This window comes from Brevundimonas sp. Root1423 (assembly GCF_001426805.1).
Genome location: NZ_LMFL01000045.1, coordinates 441,401 through 456,361, shown reverse-complemented (window position 1 = coordinate 456,361; position 14,961 = coordinate 441,401). Strand labels below are relative to the sequence as shown.

The following is a 14,961-nucleotide window of genomic DNA, read 5'->3' as shown; positions in this document are numbered from 1 at the left end:
TTCGCGCGGCGTTTTATCTTTTTCGATCGGGTGTCGGATCGACGAGCGCGGGGCAGCACGCGCTCACCGGGCCTCAGTGGTTGTCGCGGGGCAGGCCGAGCGTGTCGACGATCCGGTAATAGCGGGTTGAGCCTTCCAGCACGGCGCCGGTCTGGAGTTCGCCGACCAGACCGCGCTGGATTTCCTGCCACGGCGTCTGCGAGGCCGGATAGCGGTATCCTCCCGCGCTTTCCAGCTCGCGGCGCCGGTCGGAGAGTTCCTGATCTGTCAGGTCTACGTCCACGCGACCGCGCCCCAGATCGATGCGCAGCCGGTCCCCGTTTCTGAGGATCGCGATGTTTCCTCCTGTCGCGGCCTCGGGCGAGGCGTTGAGGATGGAAGGAGAACCCGATGTGCCCGATTGCCGTCCGTCGCCCACACAGGGCAGTTCCTTGACGCCCTGTTTGATCAGGTAGTCGGGCGGACGCATGTTGACGACCTCGGCCGCGCCGGGGTGACCGACAGGCCCCGCGCCGCGCATGACCAGAATGCTTTGCGCGGTGATGTCCTCGGCAGGATCGTCGATGCGGCGATGATAGTCTTCCGGCCCGTCGAACACAGTGACGATGCCGTTCATGACATCCGGCGAGGCGGGATCCGACAGGTACCGCTGTCGGAATTCAGGGGAAATCACGCTCGTCTTCATGATCGCTGTCTCGAAGACATTGCCGGTCATCACCAGGAAGCCCGCGTCCTCGACAAGGGCGGTCTCGAAGGTGCGGATCACGTCGGGCAGGATGATCTCCGCGCCCGCGCAGTTCTCGCCGATCGTGCGGCCGTTGACGGTCAGCGCGTCGGCGTGGATCAGCCCGTGCCGCATCAGTTCGGCGACCACGGCCGGAGCGCCGCCGGCCTGGTGGAAGTCCTCGCCCAGATAGGTTCCGGCGGGCTGCAGATTGACCAGCAGCGGCACCTTGTGACCGACGGTCTGCCAGTCCTGCAGCGGCAGGTCCACGCCGACATGCCGGGCCAGAGCCGTCAGATGCACCGGGGCGTTGGTCGATCCGCCGATGGCCGAGTTGACGACGATGGCGTTTTCGAAGGCCTCGCGCGTCAGGATGTCCGAGGGCTTCAGATCATCCCGGACCATCTCCACGATACGAAGACCGGTCTGATAGGCGACCTGCGGGCGCTCACGATAGGGCGCGGGGATCGCCGCCGAGCCGGGCAGGGACATCCCCAGCGCCTCGGTCAGGGTGTTCATGGTCGAGGCCGTGCCCATGGTGTTGCAGTAGCCCACCGAGGGGGCCGACGTGGCCACCAGGTTGATGAAGCCCTCATAGTCGATCTCGCCCGCCGCCATCATCTCGCGCGCCTTCCAGATGATGCTGCCGGATCCGATCCGCTCGCCCTTGTGCCAGCCGTTGAGCATGGGGCCGACGGACAGGGCGATGGCCGGAATGTCGACCGTCGCGGCGGCCATCAGGCAGGCCGGCGTGGTCTTGTCGCACCCGATCGTCAGCACGACCCCGTCAATGGGGTAGCCGTAAAGCAGCTCGACCAGACCGAGATAGGCGAGGTTCCGATCCAGACCTGCGGTCGGACGCTTTCCGGTTTCCTGGATCGGGTGAACGGGAAACTCCATGGCGATGCCCCCGGCCTCCCGAATGCCCTCCCGCACGCGTTTGGCCAGTTCGATGTGGTGACGGTTGCAGGGGCTGAGGTCGGAGCCGGTCTGGGCGATGCCGATGATCGGCTTGCCGGATCGTAGCTCTTCAAGGGTCAGGCCATAGTTCAGATAGCGCTCAAGATATAGCGCGGTCATGTCAGGGCTTTGGGGGTTGTCGAACCACGCCCGCGAACGGAGGGGCTTGGGCGCCTTTACCACGATCGTCCCGCCCTGGATGGCAACTGGGCCTTCACCGGTCCTTCAGGTCGCGCGTCGGAGAGGGCCGGTGTCGGGCCGGCTGAGACCAGTGAATGAGCATGCATGCGGTAGCGCTACCAAAAGGGCTTCCAAGGACAAAAATAATATGATCATACTAATGGGGACCAACGCAATGGTCGCAGGAAGTAGAAACCGGCTCAGGCGCCACAGAAGGTTTCACTCAGGGGAGGAAGACCATGATTAACGCGACCCGGCGCCCGCGCGCCCGTTTTCTGATGACGGCGACCTCGACGTTCGCCCTGGTTCTGGGCCTGAGCGCTACGGCCGCGTCCGCACAAACCGCGCCGCAGGCGAACGACAGCCCCACAGAGGTCGACGAAGTTGTCGTCACCGGCATCCGGGGCGCCCTGCGCAGCGCGTTGAATACCAAGCGCAATGCCGATGTGATGGTGGACGCCATCAACGCCGAGGACATCGCGGACTTCCCTGACGCCAACCTTGCTGAATCGCTTCAGCGTCTGCCCGGCGTCTCGATCGACCGCGACAACGGGGAAGGACGGACCATCGTGGTGCGCGGCCTGGGCGGCGACTTCACCCGGGTTCGTCTGAACGGGCTGGAAGCCCTCTCGACGGCCGGTTCGAACGACTCCGGCACCAGTCCGAACCGGGGCCGCGGCTTCGATTTCAACGTCTTCGCCTCGGAGCTGTTCAACTCCATCAAGGTGCAGAAGACGGCTTCGGCCGTGACCGACGAGGGCGCGCTGGGCGCGACGGTCGACCTTCAGACCGGCCGTCCCTTCGACTTCTCCGACCAGCGCGTCGCCTTCTCGGTGGCCGACGCCTATTACGAGAACGGCGGCAATCACAACCCGCGCGTCGCCGCCCTGTATTCGAACCGCTGGGATACAGCCTGGGGTGATTTCGGCGTCCTGGGCTCGCTGGCCTACAGCGAACGCAACCAGACGACCGACAGCTATCTGCGGTCGCCCGGTCAGTCCGATTACACCTATCGCGGGGCCACCTTCGCGGGCTCGCCCACCCTGCTGCCCGGCGCCTCTATCCAGACCCGGCAGGGCTTTGCGGCCCCCGCGGGGACCGCCTGCAACAACGGCGTCATTCCCGGCGTCAACATCACCAACACCGCATACTGCAACACCCTGCGCGGGTCGAACCCCGCCGCCTACGCCCTGCTGCACACGCCGATCGGATCGACGCTGCGCAACAACAACACCTCGGGCGCTGCGGCGGCGGGGACGACGGTTGCGGCAGGACCGCTCGCGCGCATTCCCGCCCTCGCGACCCTCAACCAGCAGGAGCTGGAGCAGCAGCGCCTCGGCGCCACCATGGCCCTCCAGTGGCGTCCGCGGGAATCGACTACCATCAGCGTCGACGGCGTCTATTCAAAGTTCGACAACAACTCGGTCAACCTGCAAATCCAGACCGTCGGCCTGAACCGCAACAACACCAACGCGGGTCTGAACACCGCCAACGCGGCGACGCCCGTGGCCACCAAACGAGGGCTGTATAACTCCTGCGTCGCCCAGACCGCGACGGACATCCGCGACGCCATCGATTGTGGCCAGCAGATGAATGGCGGCGGTCTGGTCCCGGGGACGACGAACAGCTTCAATCCGTTCAATCTTGACCCGTACGACTACTATAACGCCACCGTTTCTCCCGGGTATGGCTTTGACCCTGCCGGCCTCTACATGCGGAACGCCTTCGTGGGCCGCCCGTCCGCCCGGCTGATCGATGCGGCGCTTAGCGCCAACGGCGCCAACGCCGATTACCTGGTCATTGGCAATGTGGACCTGCGGTCGGCGACGGACGCCCAGCAGTACACGACCGAGTTCAAGCAGTTCTCGATCAATATCGATCACGAGTTCAGCGACACCGTGCGCGGCACCTTCCTGTACGGCTTTTCCAGCTCGGTGAACGACAGCCAGGGGCTGCTGGTCGACTTCATCCGGCTGGATTCGGGTCAGGGCGTCGCCGGCAACGGGTACCTCGTCTACGACGCGCGCGGCGGCGGCGACATGCCGATGCTGGACTTCGGGTTCGACGCGGCCAATCCGGCGTCATGGGACTTCGTCAAGAACTACTCGGCCCTGAGAAACTTCGTGCGCAGTGTCGAAAACACCTACGAGAGCGGCCGCGCCGACCTCGCCTGGGACATCAACGAGCACTACACCCTCAAGGGCGGCTTCAGCCGGAGGACCTATGAGTTCTCGACCAGCCAGGCCCAGCGTCTGACCAACGAGACCCTGAACCCCAGCCTGCGCGAGGCCGGGGTGAACATCGCCGACATGGGCCGGGTGGTGAACTGGGGGCAGGGGCTTAACGTGCCGGACGGCACGACGACCAGCTTCTTCGTGCCCGATCTCGCCGCGTTCCAGAAGCTGTTCGAGTTCGACTGCAACTGCGTCAACCAGTGGGGCGATTGGCGGCTGTCGAAACTCAGCAACGCCGCCAACCAGTTCAGCGTCGTCGAGGAAGACACCAGCGGCTACGTCCAGCTGGATCTGAACGGCGACGTGTTGGGACGCCCGTTGCGCGGCAACGTGGGCATTCGCTGGGCATGGACCGATGTCGAGGCCAACGGTCTGACGAACACCGCGCGTCCTGTCAGCAACGACCACGACTATCTGGACACCCTGCCGTCCCTCAACCTCGCCTGGGAGGTCTCGGACGACTTCTACATCCGGTTCGGCGCGTCGAAGGTCATGGCGCGGCCTCTGCTGGGCAACCTGGCGCCCAGCGTCACCGCCTTCAGCGTTCCGACCGGCGCCGGCGCCGTCACGGGCGGATCGATCACGCTGGGCAATACCCGGTTGAGCCCGTTCCGGGCGGTCAATCTGGATCTTAGCCTCGAGTGGTATTTCGCCCAGGACGCCCTGTTCTCGATCGCCTTCTTCGACAAGGACATCTCGTCGTTCCCGCAGACCATCGTCTCCGAAGGGCCGCTGTCGTCGATCCTCGACGCCGATGCGATCGCCCAGCTGCGGGCCTCCCAGACCAATGTGAATGCGCTGGCCTACATCGATGCCGGCAGTCCCTTCGCCATTCGCCAGTTCCGCGACGCGCCCGGCGGCTTCATCCGCGGTGTCGAGGTCAACTATCAGCAGAACCTGACCTTCCTCCCGGCCCCGTTTGACAATTTCGGCGTCCAGGCCAACTACACCCACCTGGAATCAGAGCTGAACTACATCCTGACGCCGCAGCCGCTTCTGATCTCGCCGGGACCCTTTACCGGAGCCTCGCCCGACGCGTTCAACTTCACCGTCTTCTACGAGACCAGCAAGTGGAACGCGCGCGTTTCGACCTCGTATCGCGCCGAGTACTACACCCAGTATCCGATTGCGTCGGGCACCTGTGATCCGGGCTTCTGCGACTCCCCGCTGGTCAACGACTTCGTCGGCAGCGAGGCGACGATGAACGTGGACGCGTCGTTCCGCTACAACATCAACGACAACTTCTCGCTCAGCGCCGAAGCGTTGAACCTGACCAACCAGACATCCGACCGCTTCGCCTACGCGGCGGATCCGGTGACCACCAACTACGCGTCGACAGGACGGCAGTTCTTCCTCGGCGTGAACATGAGGTTCTGACCCGACGGCAAGTCCTCCTCCCAAGGGAAACTCCGTCGTCACTCCGCAGGACGCCGCTGGCCGGCGTCCTGCTTTTTTCTGTTGAAACGCCGCCAATCGCTTTAGCCTGAGAGCTTCCGATGCTGGCGAACAAGGGGCGAATGTCGACACACTCCAACATCGTCCGCACGCTCGGCACCGAGATACTGGGCGGCGTTCATCGACCGGGCGACAACCTGCCGCTGGAGGCCGATCTGCTCAAACGGTTCGGGGTGTCCCGAACCGCGCTTCGTGAGGCGATCAAGACGCTGTCAGCCAAAGGGCTTCTGATCGCCAAGACGCGGGTGGGCACCCGTGTCGCCGATTCGGCCAGCTGGAACTATTTCGACCCCGACGTGCTGGCCTGGCGCGTCGAGGCGGGGACAGACGCCGCCTTCCGTGAGAGTCTGACAGAGGTTCGCCGCGCCCTTGAACCGACCGCCGCAAGCCTCGCGGCGACGCGCCGTTCCCCGGAAGATCTGGCGGCGCTCCATGCCTGCGTGGAAGCGATGCGCGCCCAGACGGCTTCGGCCATCGGCTTCGCGCGCGCCGATCTGGACCTGCATATCGCCATCGGCGCGGCCTCGAAAAATCCGATGATCCGGTCAATGGCCAGCGTGATCGAGACCGCCTTGCTGGAAGCCTTCACGCTCAGCCCGCCCGTGCGGAGCGCCGAGCTGCATCGCGAAACCGTCGAATCCCACGCCCGGATCGTTGATCGCATCGAGGCCGGAGATGCGCCGGGTGCGGCCGCGGCCATGCTGGCGGTCATCGACGCCGGCGTGACCCGCATCGCGACCGAAGCCGCTCTTACGCCCGGCCGCGCCGGCGGAAAGTCCTGACCGCCGAAGCGTCTGTCAGGGGACGAGACCGCGACGCAGCGCCGGCACGGCGATCATCAGGTCCCGAGTGACCAGGGCGGCGAAGAAGTCTGCGCCGGCCCGTCCCAGATGCGTGTAGTCGAATGACGTCCGGGCCTGCCCGACAGGTTCGACGGCGGCGTTGTTCTGTGTCGTGCTCACCGGCGTCGCTGCGCCCGCGGCGGGCGCCGGAGCCGCGCCGCTGTTGGCGGGAATGGTCGTTCCGGTCAGCAACGCCGCCGAAACGTCCGCGGGCGGAGCCGACTGTGCGAAACGCGCGGCCATCGTCGGCCCCATGCCCTGTACGGCGGCGGCGCTGGCGGCGTTGAGGTCCACGAGCGGAGCGCCGGTTTCGATGGCCACCGCCCGGACGGCGTCCGCCCATGGCTCGAGGTCATTCTGAAGCCGGCCGTCCACGAACTGGCGCCGCACCAGCGGCGTCACCAGCACCGGGATCGCGCCGCGCGCCCGCGTTTCGGCGACATAGCGTCGAAGGTTGGCCGGAAATTCCGTGGCCAGATCGGTGGATCGGCCGGGTTTGCCCGGCTGGTCGTTATGGCCGAACTGGATCAGCACATAGGTGGCGACGAACCCGGGCGTGGACATCTCCGCCAGCGCCAGATCCCAGGACCCCTCGGCGAAATAGCTGCCGCTGCTGCGGCCCCCGCGCGCCAGGTTCACGCAGGCGACGAAAGAGGTCACGTGATCGGCGCAGAAGCTGGGGCCCCATCCTCCGATGACCGCCGTGGTGGAGTCGCCGATCAGTATGATCTTGGACGCCGAGATCGGCCGGACAGGTGGGGACGTGTCGGCCGCCCGAACCAGGGCGGGGGTGGCGACCTGCAGCGCCAGAGCGGCAGCGATGGATGCGATCATGGACCGGCCCTTTTCGTTATCGGATTGGGGAATACGGGATCAGGACAGACCGACGCGGCGTCGCCACGCCGGATAGTCGTCGCGCAGAAGGGGTTCCGGCCACGTCCCGTAGTAGCGATACCCGGTCCGCCGCTCGCGCTCGATTTCGGCGAAGTCGTAGTGGACGACCGAGTCACGGCTCAGGAAGATCGGCCGGTTGGTCTCCAGCTCATAGAACCGGGCCCAGATCCGCGGCGCATCGGGATCGGCGACGACATGGGCGTCGGCCCGCCCATCGCCGGCCGTGGTGGTTTCAAAGCGGACGCCGGTGATGGCGCTGGCCTCGAACCAGCGGATGGCCCCTTGAATAGCCGCGACGACCTCGGGCGAGGGATCGGGAATGGCCATCAGGAAGCGCACGATGCCGACGCTTTCGCTGCCGGACAGCGAGGGCGGCTCATAGGCGCGGGCCCATGCGGGAGCGAGCGTCGTTTCGTCGTGCTGGGCGCACCAGACGGTAGGGACGCCGCCCTGACGAATCTGCGTCGCGAGCATCACCTCCACGCCTTTCGAGACGGCCGCGGCGGCGCGCGCGCGTCGCTCGGGATCGACGAAGTCATAGGGGCCGGCGCCGGCCACGATCTCGCGCAGCAGCGTCATCACGCGGACCATGGCGTCGTCGTTGAAGGTGATGTGGGTGTAGTAGCCCCGGCGCAGCGGATAGAACTGGGGCCAGCCGCCATTCGGGTACTGGGCCGCCAGAATGTAGTCGAGCCCGCGGTCGAATGAGGCGCGGTCACCCGGTCGCTCGCCGGCATGGATGACCCGCGCGAGGAAGGCCATGGGCAGGGTCGTCGCCTGGTTGTCGAAGGTGTTCTTCAGGTTGGCCTCCACCGGTGCGGCGTCCGGGGGAACCAGCAGGGAAGTGTTCTTCGGCCAACCGCCTTCGGTCGACTGATGCAGCACGACCGCGTCGGCGATACGTCTGGCTTCCGGGCCGGCGTACCAGTCGGCGTCCCGCTTCACGATCTCGCCGTTCCATTCGGGCGTCGAGGTCTGGGCCAGAGCGGGCGACGCAAGCGACAGGGCGGCGGTGAGAACGGCGACGAGCCAGCGGCGATCGATCATCTGTCTTCTCCGGGTGTCGGGATCCGTTCCGACGCGGTGATCTGCATGGACATGGAAAGCGTCTGGCCCGGTGCGAGTACGGCCAGACCCGTGTCTTCGCCCGACGGCGCATTGTGGGCGTTCGGGCGGTGGGTGACGGGTTCCAGGCAGACGAAGCCGCCCGCGCCCGGTGCATAGACCTGCATCCAGCCGGTGTTCGCGGATGCGGTCAGGGTCACGTCGTGCCGGGCGTGACGCAGAAGGGCCCTCCCGTCCCAGCCTGCGTAGGCGTTGTCCACGAAGGGCGCGGCCGAGACCGTTGCGCCATCGGCCCAGTCCATCACGGTCGACGCGGGTGCGAGCCGCATCGGGATCTCCGTGTCGTCGTTCAGCCAGACCTGCCCGGTCGCCACGCTCAGTACCGTTCCGGGCTCGATGGCGAAATAGGGATGCAGGCCAAGGCCTGCCGGCATGGACTCCGCGTCGTCATTGGTGATCGACAGCGCGACCCTGAGTCCGTCAGCCTCAAGATCCAGACGGCACGATGCGGTCCACGCCCAGGGCCAGTCGGCGGTCGCGTAAGCCGCCAGGCCGAGATCCACGGACGCCGGCCCGGTTTGCAGCACGGTCCACGCCTGCATCCAGCCAACCCCGTGAAGGGCGTGAGGTTCGAACCCTGGCGTCGGCGGCAGCGCCACGCTCCGGCCATGGAAAACAAAGGCGCCGCGGTCGATCCGGTTCGCATAGGGGACCAGCGGAAAGCTGCCCGTCTCAAGCGGATGCGTCGCGCCGTCCGGCGCGGGCCGCAGGATATCGCGGCCCCGCCAGGTCAGCCGGGTGACGGCGGCGCCCAGTTCGGGCCTCAGAGTCAACGACCAGTCCTCCCGCCCCAGTTCGATCACAGCTTCACCCGATGCTGCGGCAGGCCCGGCGTCTCCACCCGAACCCGGAACAGGCCGCCGAGCGCAGGATATGCCGCACGGTCATCCGAATTGTTGAGCCAGGCGGTGGTGCAATAGAGGTCGCGCAGGTCGTCACCGGCGAAGGCGGCCTTGGTCACCGTCCGAACGGGAAACCGGATGGTACCGATCCGCTCGCCGCCGGGCGAGAATTGCGCCACGCCCCAGCCGTTGAACAGGCCCACGTGCAGGACCCCGTCCGAGTCGACGGAGGGACCGTCGGCGAACCCGTCGGTCGTCTCGGCGAACAGACGCTTGTTGGTCAGTTGGCCGTCTGCATGGTCGAAGGCGAAGATGCGACGCCGGATCGTGTCGTGGTGATAAAGGGTGCGCCCGTCGGGGCTCATCGCCGGGCCGTTGGTGACGCCATAGCCGTCGTCGTGCCGTACGACCGCGCCCCGGTGAAAACGATACAGCGCGCCGGAGATCGTCGCTTCGCTGTCGTCCATCGAGCCGAACCACAGCGATCCGTCCGGGGCGACGAAGCCGTCGTTCAGCCGGTTCCGGGGACGGTCCTCCTCAACGCGGATGATCAGGTCGAAAACGCCGCTGTCCGGGTCGAAGCGATACAGCCCGCCCCGCACGCCGCAGACCAGCGAACCGTCGTCGGCGGGCAGGGCGAAGCCGGTCTGGTCGGGCGTGTCCCAAGAGGCTCTTGCGCCGTCATCGACGCCATAGCGGTGCAGTTTGCGGCCCTTGATGTCGACGAACCAGACGGCCCGGCGGGCGGCGTCCCAGACCGGGCCTTCGCCCAGTTCCGCCCGCACGTCCCAGACCAGTTCCGGCTCCGGCATCCTCAGCTCCAGGAGTATGCGGTCTTGGTCTGGGTGTAGAATTCCACGGCGGCGAAGCCCTGTTCGCGTGCGCCGTAGCTGGAGGATTTCGAACCGCCGAAGGGCACGTGATAATCCACCCCGGCGGTGGCCAGATTGACCATGGTCATGCCGGCCCGGGCGCGGCGCTGGAAGTCGCGGGCGTATTTCAGGCTGGTGGTGACGATCCCCGCCGACAGACCGAACTCGGTCGAGTTGGCGACCGCGAGCGCCTCTTCGTAGTCCTTGACCCGGATGGTCGAGGCCACGGGCCCGAACACCTCCTCGGCGTTGATCCGCATCGAGGGGTCGGTGTCCGCGATCAGGGTGGGCTGGACGTACCAGCCGGGGTTGGCCAGCGTCAGGCGCTCGCCGCCGGTGACGATGCGGCCGCCGGCCTCGCGCGCAATGTCGATGTATTTGTAGCTGGTTTCCATCTGCGCCTCGGACACCGCCGGACCCATCTGGGTGTTCGGATCGAGGGCGTCGCCGACCCGCAGGGCGGCGACCTTCTCCGCCAGGGCGGCGACGAAGCGGTCATGGATCGCGTCCGTCACGATCAGGCGGCTGGAGGCGGTGCAGCGCTGACCGGTGGCGAAGAAGGAGCCGTCCAGCGCAATCATCACCGCCCGGTCCAGATCGGCGTCGTCGAGAACGATCAGCGGGTTCTTGCCGCCCATCTCCAGCTGCACGCGGGCCTGACGCTTGATGGCCCCCAGGGCGACGCCGGCGCCGACCCCCTGCGAGCCGGTGAACGACAGGCCGTCCACGTCCGGGTGATCGACGATGGCCTGACCGACGCCGCCGCGGCCGATGACGAGGTTGAACACGCCCTTGGGCAGGCCGGCCTCGACGAGGATGTCGGCCAGGGCCGAGGCCGTGGCCGGGGTCGGCCCGGCGGGCTTCATGACCACGGTGTTGCCGAAGGCCAGCGCGGGCGCGGCCTTCCACGCCGGGATGGCGATGGGGAAGTTCCACGGGGTGATCAGGCCATAGACGCCCACCGCCTGCCGATAGGTCTGGATCTCCACGCCCGGACGCACGCTGTCGAGGTTCTGGCCGTGGCGGCGCAGCGCCTCGCCGGCGAAATATTTGAGGATGCGGCCGGCTCGGACGGTCTCGCCGATCCCCTCGGGCAGCGTCTTGCCCTCCTCGCGGGACAGCAGGCGGCCCAGCTGTTCACGGCGCTCCATGACCAGGGTGCCGGCGCGGTCGAGTACGTCGGAGCGGACCTCGGGACTGGCTTCCGACCACGACGGGAAGGCGGCCTTGGCGGCTGCGACCGCGGCGTCGACCTCGGCCTGACCGCCGTCGGGCGTGCGGGCGACGATCTCGTTCGTATTGGAGGGGTTGTGGCTCTCCGATGGCCGGCTCACATCCACACGCTCGCCGTCGATCAGGTGGCTGAGGTTCAGTGTCTCTGTCATGGCGGAGTCCTTGAGAATGGCGCCGGCGACGGGGGAGCGTCGCCGGGGAAGAGGAGGTCGATCAGATCAGCCGGTCATGTCTTCCAGCTCGCGGCCCCGGGTCTCCTTCACCCAGGCCTGCACGAGGAAATACGAGACCAGTGCGCTGATGGCGTAGAAGCCATAGGTGACGGGCAGTCCGAGGCCAACCGCCATGGCGGGGAAGCTGACCGAGATTGCGAAGTTGGCGATCCACTGGGCGAAGCCTGCCACCGCCAGCGCCGAGCCGCGCATCTGGTTGGGGAACATCTCGCCCAGCATGACCCACATGACCGGGCCCCAGCTGAGGTTGAAAAAGACGACATAGGCATTGGCGGCGACCAGGGCGATCAGGCCGACCGATCCCGGCAGATGCACCGCGCCGTCGATCGTCTGGGCCTGCGAGAAGCACCAGGCCACGACGGCCAGGGTGACGAACATGCCCGCCGAACCGATGAGCAGCAGGGGCTTGCGGCCGATCCGGTCAATCACGGCCACGGCCGCCAGACAGGCGAGGATCGACAGGCTGCCCGAGCCGATATTGATCAGCAGGGCGTCATTCTCGGAGAAGCCCACCGACTGCCACAGGGTGGCGCCGTAGTAGAAGACGATGTTGATCCCGACCAGCTGCTGGAACACCGCCAGAATCAGGCCGGCCCAGACGATGGGGCGGACCTTGCGGGTGAGGGGATCCAGCAGGTCGCGGAAGCTGGGCTTGTGGTCCACGGCCAGCGAGGCGCGGATTTCAGCGACCTTGCGGGCCCCGGCTTCGGCGCCGAACAGGCGGGTGAGCACGGCCAGAGCCTTTTCGTCGCGGTTCTTCACCACGAGGTAGCGCGGGCTTTCCGGGATCAGCAGCAGGGCGAACAGATAGATGGCGGCGGGCACGACCTGCAGCCAGAACATCCAGCGCCAGGCGGGAAACCCCAGCCAGAACTCGGCTGTCGATCCGCCCGCGTTCGCCGCCAGCGCATAGTTGGCGACGAAGGCGCCGGTCAGGCCGGTGATGATCATGATCTGCTGCACACTGGACAGCCGGCCGCGGATCGAGGCGGGCGTGACCTCGGAGATGTAGGCGGGCGTCAGCACGCTGGCCGCGCCGACGCCGAGGCCGCCGATGAAGCGGGCGATGATGAAGTGGGCCGAGGAGTCCGCGGCGCCGGCCCAGATGGCGCTGACGACGAACAGGGCGGCGGCGATCAGCATGACGGTCTTGCGCCCGATCAGATCGGCCAGCCGTCCGGCGGCGAAGGCGCCGAAGGCGCAGCCCAGCAGGATGGCGCCGACATTGAATCCGGTGCCCAGCGCCGACAGGTTGAACGCGCTCTCCAGCCCGTCCTGCGTGCCGTTGATGACCCCTGAGTCATAGCCGAACATGAAGCCGCCGATCGTCGCCACGGCGACGATCAGGGCGATGAAGGCCATGTTGACCTTGTCGCCCCCGGCGATGTCGGGGCCTGATACGCCAGTCGGTCCTGCCATTCTCAATCCTCCTCCGTTGGGCTCTGACGGCCCGTTGTCGTGACGGCCGGCTAGCGCCAGCCGGCGTCCACGAAATACTCATGTCCGGTGATGAAGCGGGCGTCGTCCGAGGCCAGGAACAGGGCCAGGGCGGCGACATCCGACGGCTCGATCCGGCCCTTCAGGCACTGGGCGTCGACGATCTCGGCCTCCCCCTCGGGCGTGTACCATTTCATCTGCCGGGGCGTTTTGACATTGCCGGGCACGATACAGGCGACCCGCACGCCGTCGACGCCGAGCTCCCGCGCCAGCGCCCGCGTCATCCCCTCGATGCCGGCCTTGGCCGTCTCATAGATCGACAGGTCGGGAAGCCCCAGGTGCCAGCTGATGGAGCCGAGGTTCAGGATCACGCCTCGGCCGCGCTCGCGCATGCCGGGCGCCACGGCCTGGGCGGCGAAATACAGGTGGCGCAGGTTCACGCCGATGCGGTCGTCCCAATAGGCGGGCGTCACCTCGGCCAGGGTATGCCGGTCATCGTTGGCCGCGTTGTTCACAAGCACGTCGATGGCGCCATGCTCGGCGATCACATCCGCCAGGTGGCCGCGAAACACGTCGAGGTCCAGCAGATCGCAGGGCCGGAAGACGGGCGGGGGGCTGCAGTCGGACAGACTGGCCGCCAGCGCGATCGACGCCTCTTCCGCGACATCCAGAAACACGACGCGGGCGCCCTGACGCGCGAAGGCTTCGGTGAAGGCGGCGCCGATGCCGGTCCCGCCGCCAGTGACGACGACGAGGCGGTCTTTCAAAGAGGGATACACGGCCCCGCTCATAGCAGACCCCTTCCGGCGAGGTTGGCCATCAGGCTTGAGATGCCGAAGGTCCAGGGCGGCGCCTCCTCGCACGATGCGACCCGGTTGCGCAGGACGCCCAGCCTTGGCGAGGACACGCAGACCTCGTCACCCCTCTTGTGGGTGAAGCCCTGACCGGGCACGTCACGGTCGTCGGTCGGCGCGAACATGGTGCCGAGATAGAGGGCGAACCCGTCCGGGTACTGGTGGGAGGAAGACAGGGTCTGGGCAGCCAGATCGAGCGGATCCCGGCTGATGAGACGCATCGACGACTGGCCCGACATCTCGAACCCGTCATCACCGGTGACCCTCAGCGACACGACCGCATTGCGGACGTCGTCGATGCTGAAGGCGTCGTCGAACAGGCGGATCCACGGGCCGACCGCGGCGGAGGCGTTGTTGTCCTTGGCCTTGCCGAGCAGAAGCGCCGACCGGCCCTCGATGTCCCGCAGGTTGACGTCATTGCCCAGGGCCGCGCCCACGGCCTTGCCCGCCGGATCGCAGATCAGCACGACTTCCGGCTCGGGGTTGTTCCAGACGCTGTCGGACCGCACGCCGACGAGGTCGCCCCAGCCGACGGAGGCCAGCACGGGCGCCTTGGTGAAAATCTCGGCGTCCTTGCCGATCGCCACCTCGAGATACTGGGACCACAGGCCTTCCTCGATCAGGACCACCTTCAGGGCGCCGGCTTCCGCAGAGCCCGGCTTGACCGAAGAGAGGTCGGCGCCGACCCGGGCGGCCAGGGCGGTGCGGATCGCCTGCGCCGCGCCGGCGTCGCCGCGCGCACGCTCCTCGATGACGCGCTCGACGGCCGAGACCGCGAAGGTGACGCCGGACGCCTTCACGCATTGCAGGTCAAGCGGCGAGAGCAGGCGGGGAAGGGTGGAGGAATCCTGCAAGGCGAGGTCTTCGAGTGCGCCCAGGCTCTTGCCGGTCAAAGACGCGGGATCGCCCAGCGCGACGGCCTGTGCGGTGGTCGGCGCGGTCGCGGAGATGTCGAACAGTTCGCCGCCCCGCAGCACGACCGGCGTCGGGCCTTCGGGCAGCAGAAGGCGCCCGAGGAATACGCCCTCGCGCCAATCCGCAGGCATGTCGTCAATCAGTTTCAAGCGCCCCTCCGT

At 67.1% G+C, this 14,961-nt stretch carries 11 protein-coding genes; 2 read left to right on the top strand and 9 right to left on the bottom strand.

Annotation, left to right across the window (positions count from 1 at the left end):
* Positions 1-73: 73 nt before the first annotated feature.
* The gene (locus ASD25_RS23810; RefSeq protein ID WP_255356194.1) at positions 74-1,870 is read right to left on the bottom strand and encodes an IlvD/Edd family dehydratase; all 1,797 of its coding nucleotides are present in this window, start codon (positions 1,868-1,870) and stop codon (positions 74-76) included.
* A 233-nt stretch (positions 1,871-2,103) separates the two neighbouring features.
* Between ASD25_RS23810 and ASD25_RS23805 the strand changes: the two genes are divergently transcribed.
* Positions 2,104-5,475, top strand: a complete 3,372-nt coding sequence (locus tag ASD25_RS23805; protein WP_056621102.1) for a TonB-dependent receptor — start codon at positions 2,104-2,106, stop codon at positions 5,473-5,475.
* Between the two features lie 140 nt (positions 5,476-5,615).
* Positions 5,616-6,335 carry a FadR/GntR family transcriptional regulator gene (locus ASD25_RS23800; RefSeq protein ID WP_235562860.1) on the top strand — a complete coding sequence of 240 codons (720 nt, stop codon included), beginning with the start codon at positions 5,616-5,618 and terminating at the stop codon, positions 6,333-6,335.
* A 15-nt stretch (positions 6,336-6,350) separates the two neighbouring features.
* On the opposite strand, the gene ASD25_RS23795 is transcribed toward ASD25_RS23800, so the two are convergent.
* From ASD25_RS23795 to ASD25_RS23760, 8 genes are all read right to left on the bottom strand, one after another.
* The gene (locus ASD25_RS23795) at positions 6,351-7,229 is read right to left on the bottom strand and encodes a rhamnogalacturonan acetylesterase (RefSeq protein WP_056621095.1); all 879 of its coding nucleotides are present in this window, start codon (positions 7,227-7,229) and stop codon (positions 6,351-6,353) included.
* A 39-nt stretch (positions 7,230-7,268) separates the two neighbouring features.
* On the bottom strand, positions 7,269-8,336 hold the full coding sequence (gene pelA / locus ASD25_RS23790) for a pectate lyase (protein WP_056621093.1): 1,068 nt from the start codon (positions 8,334-8,336) through the stop codon (positions 7,269-7,271).
* The gene (locus ASD25_RS23785; RefSeq protein ID WP_235562859.1) at positions 8,333-9,187 is read right to left on the bottom strand and encodes an aldose 1-epimerase; all 855 of its coding nucleotides are present in this window, start codon (positions 9,185-9,187) and stop codon (positions 8,333-8,335) included. Before ASD25_RS23785 ends, pelA begins: the two co-directional genes overlap by 4 nt.
* A gap of 26 nt (positions 9,188-9,213) precedes the next feature.
* On the bottom strand, positions 9,214-10,068 hold the full coding sequence (locus ASD25_RS23780; RefSeq protein WP_056621088.1) for an SMP-30/gluconolactonase/LRE family protein: 855 nt from the start codon (positions 10,066-10,068) through the stop codon (positions 9,214-9,216).
* A 2-nt stretch (positions 10,069-10,070) separates the two neighbouring features.
* Entirely contained in the window at positions 10,071-11,513 is a 1,443-nt protein-coding gene (locus tag ASD25_RS23775; protein WP_056621087.1) for an aldehyde dehydrogenase family protein, read from the bottom strand.
* A gap of 66 nt (positions 11,514-11,579) precedes the next feature.
* Positions 11,580-13,013: a sugar porter family MFS transporter gene (locus tag ASD25_RS23770; RefSeq protein WP_056621085.1), complete on the bottom strand. Its 1,434-nt coding sequence runs from the start codon at positions 13,011-13,013 to the stop codon at positions 11,580-11,582.
* A 50-nt stretch (positions 13,014-13,063) separates the two neighbouring features.
* On the bottom strand, positions 13,064-13,822 hold the full coding sequence (locus ASD25_RS23765; RefSeq protein WP_056621083.1) for an SDR family NAD(P)-dependent oxidoreductase: 759 nt from the start codon (positions 13,820-13,822) through the stop codon (positions 13,064-13,066).
* Positions 13,819-14,949, bottom strand: coding sequence for a fumarylacetoacetate hydrolase family protein (locus ASD25_RS23760; protein WP_156389447.1), 1,131 nt, complete (start codon positions 14,947-14,949; stop codon positions 13,819-13,821). The genes ASD25_RS23765 and ASD25_RS23760 overlap by 4 nt, the downstream gene beginning before the upstream one ends.
* Between the last annotated feature and the right edge of the window lie 12 nt (positions 14,950-14,961).

Coding starts and splice junctions, on each gene's coding strand:
- ASD25_RS23780 (WP_056621088.1), bottom strand. CDS start 10,068: ATGCCGGAGCCGGAACTGGTCTGGGACGTGCGGGCGGAACTGGGCGAA.
- pelA (WP_056621093.1), bottom strand. CDS start 8,336: ATGATCGATCGCCGCTGGCTCGTCGCCGTTCTCACCGCCGCCCTGTCG.
- ASD25_RS23795 (WP_056621095.1), bottom strand. CDS start 7,229: ATGATCGCATCCATCGCTGCCGCTCTGGCGCTGCAGGTCGCCACCCCC.
- ASD25_RS23775 (WP_056621087.1), bottom strand. CDS start 11,513: ATGACAGAGACACTGAACCTCAGCCACCTGATCGACGGCGAGCGTGTG.
- ASD25_RS23800 (WP_235562860.1), top strand. CDS start 5,616: ATGTCGACACACTCCAACATCGTCCGCACGCTCGGCACCGAGATACTG.
- ASD25_RS23770 (WP_056621085.1), bottom strand. CDS start 13,013: ATGGCAGGACCGACTGGCGTATCAGGCCCCGACATCGCCGGGGGCGAC.
- ASD25_RS23765 (WP_056621083.1), bottom strand. CDS start 13,822: ATGAGCGGGGCCGTGTATCCCTCTTTGAAAGACCGCCTCGTCGTCGTC.
- ASD25_RS23805 (WP_056621102.1), top strand. CDS start 2,104: ATGATTAACGCGACCCGGCGCCCGCGCGCCCGTTTTCTGATGACGGCG.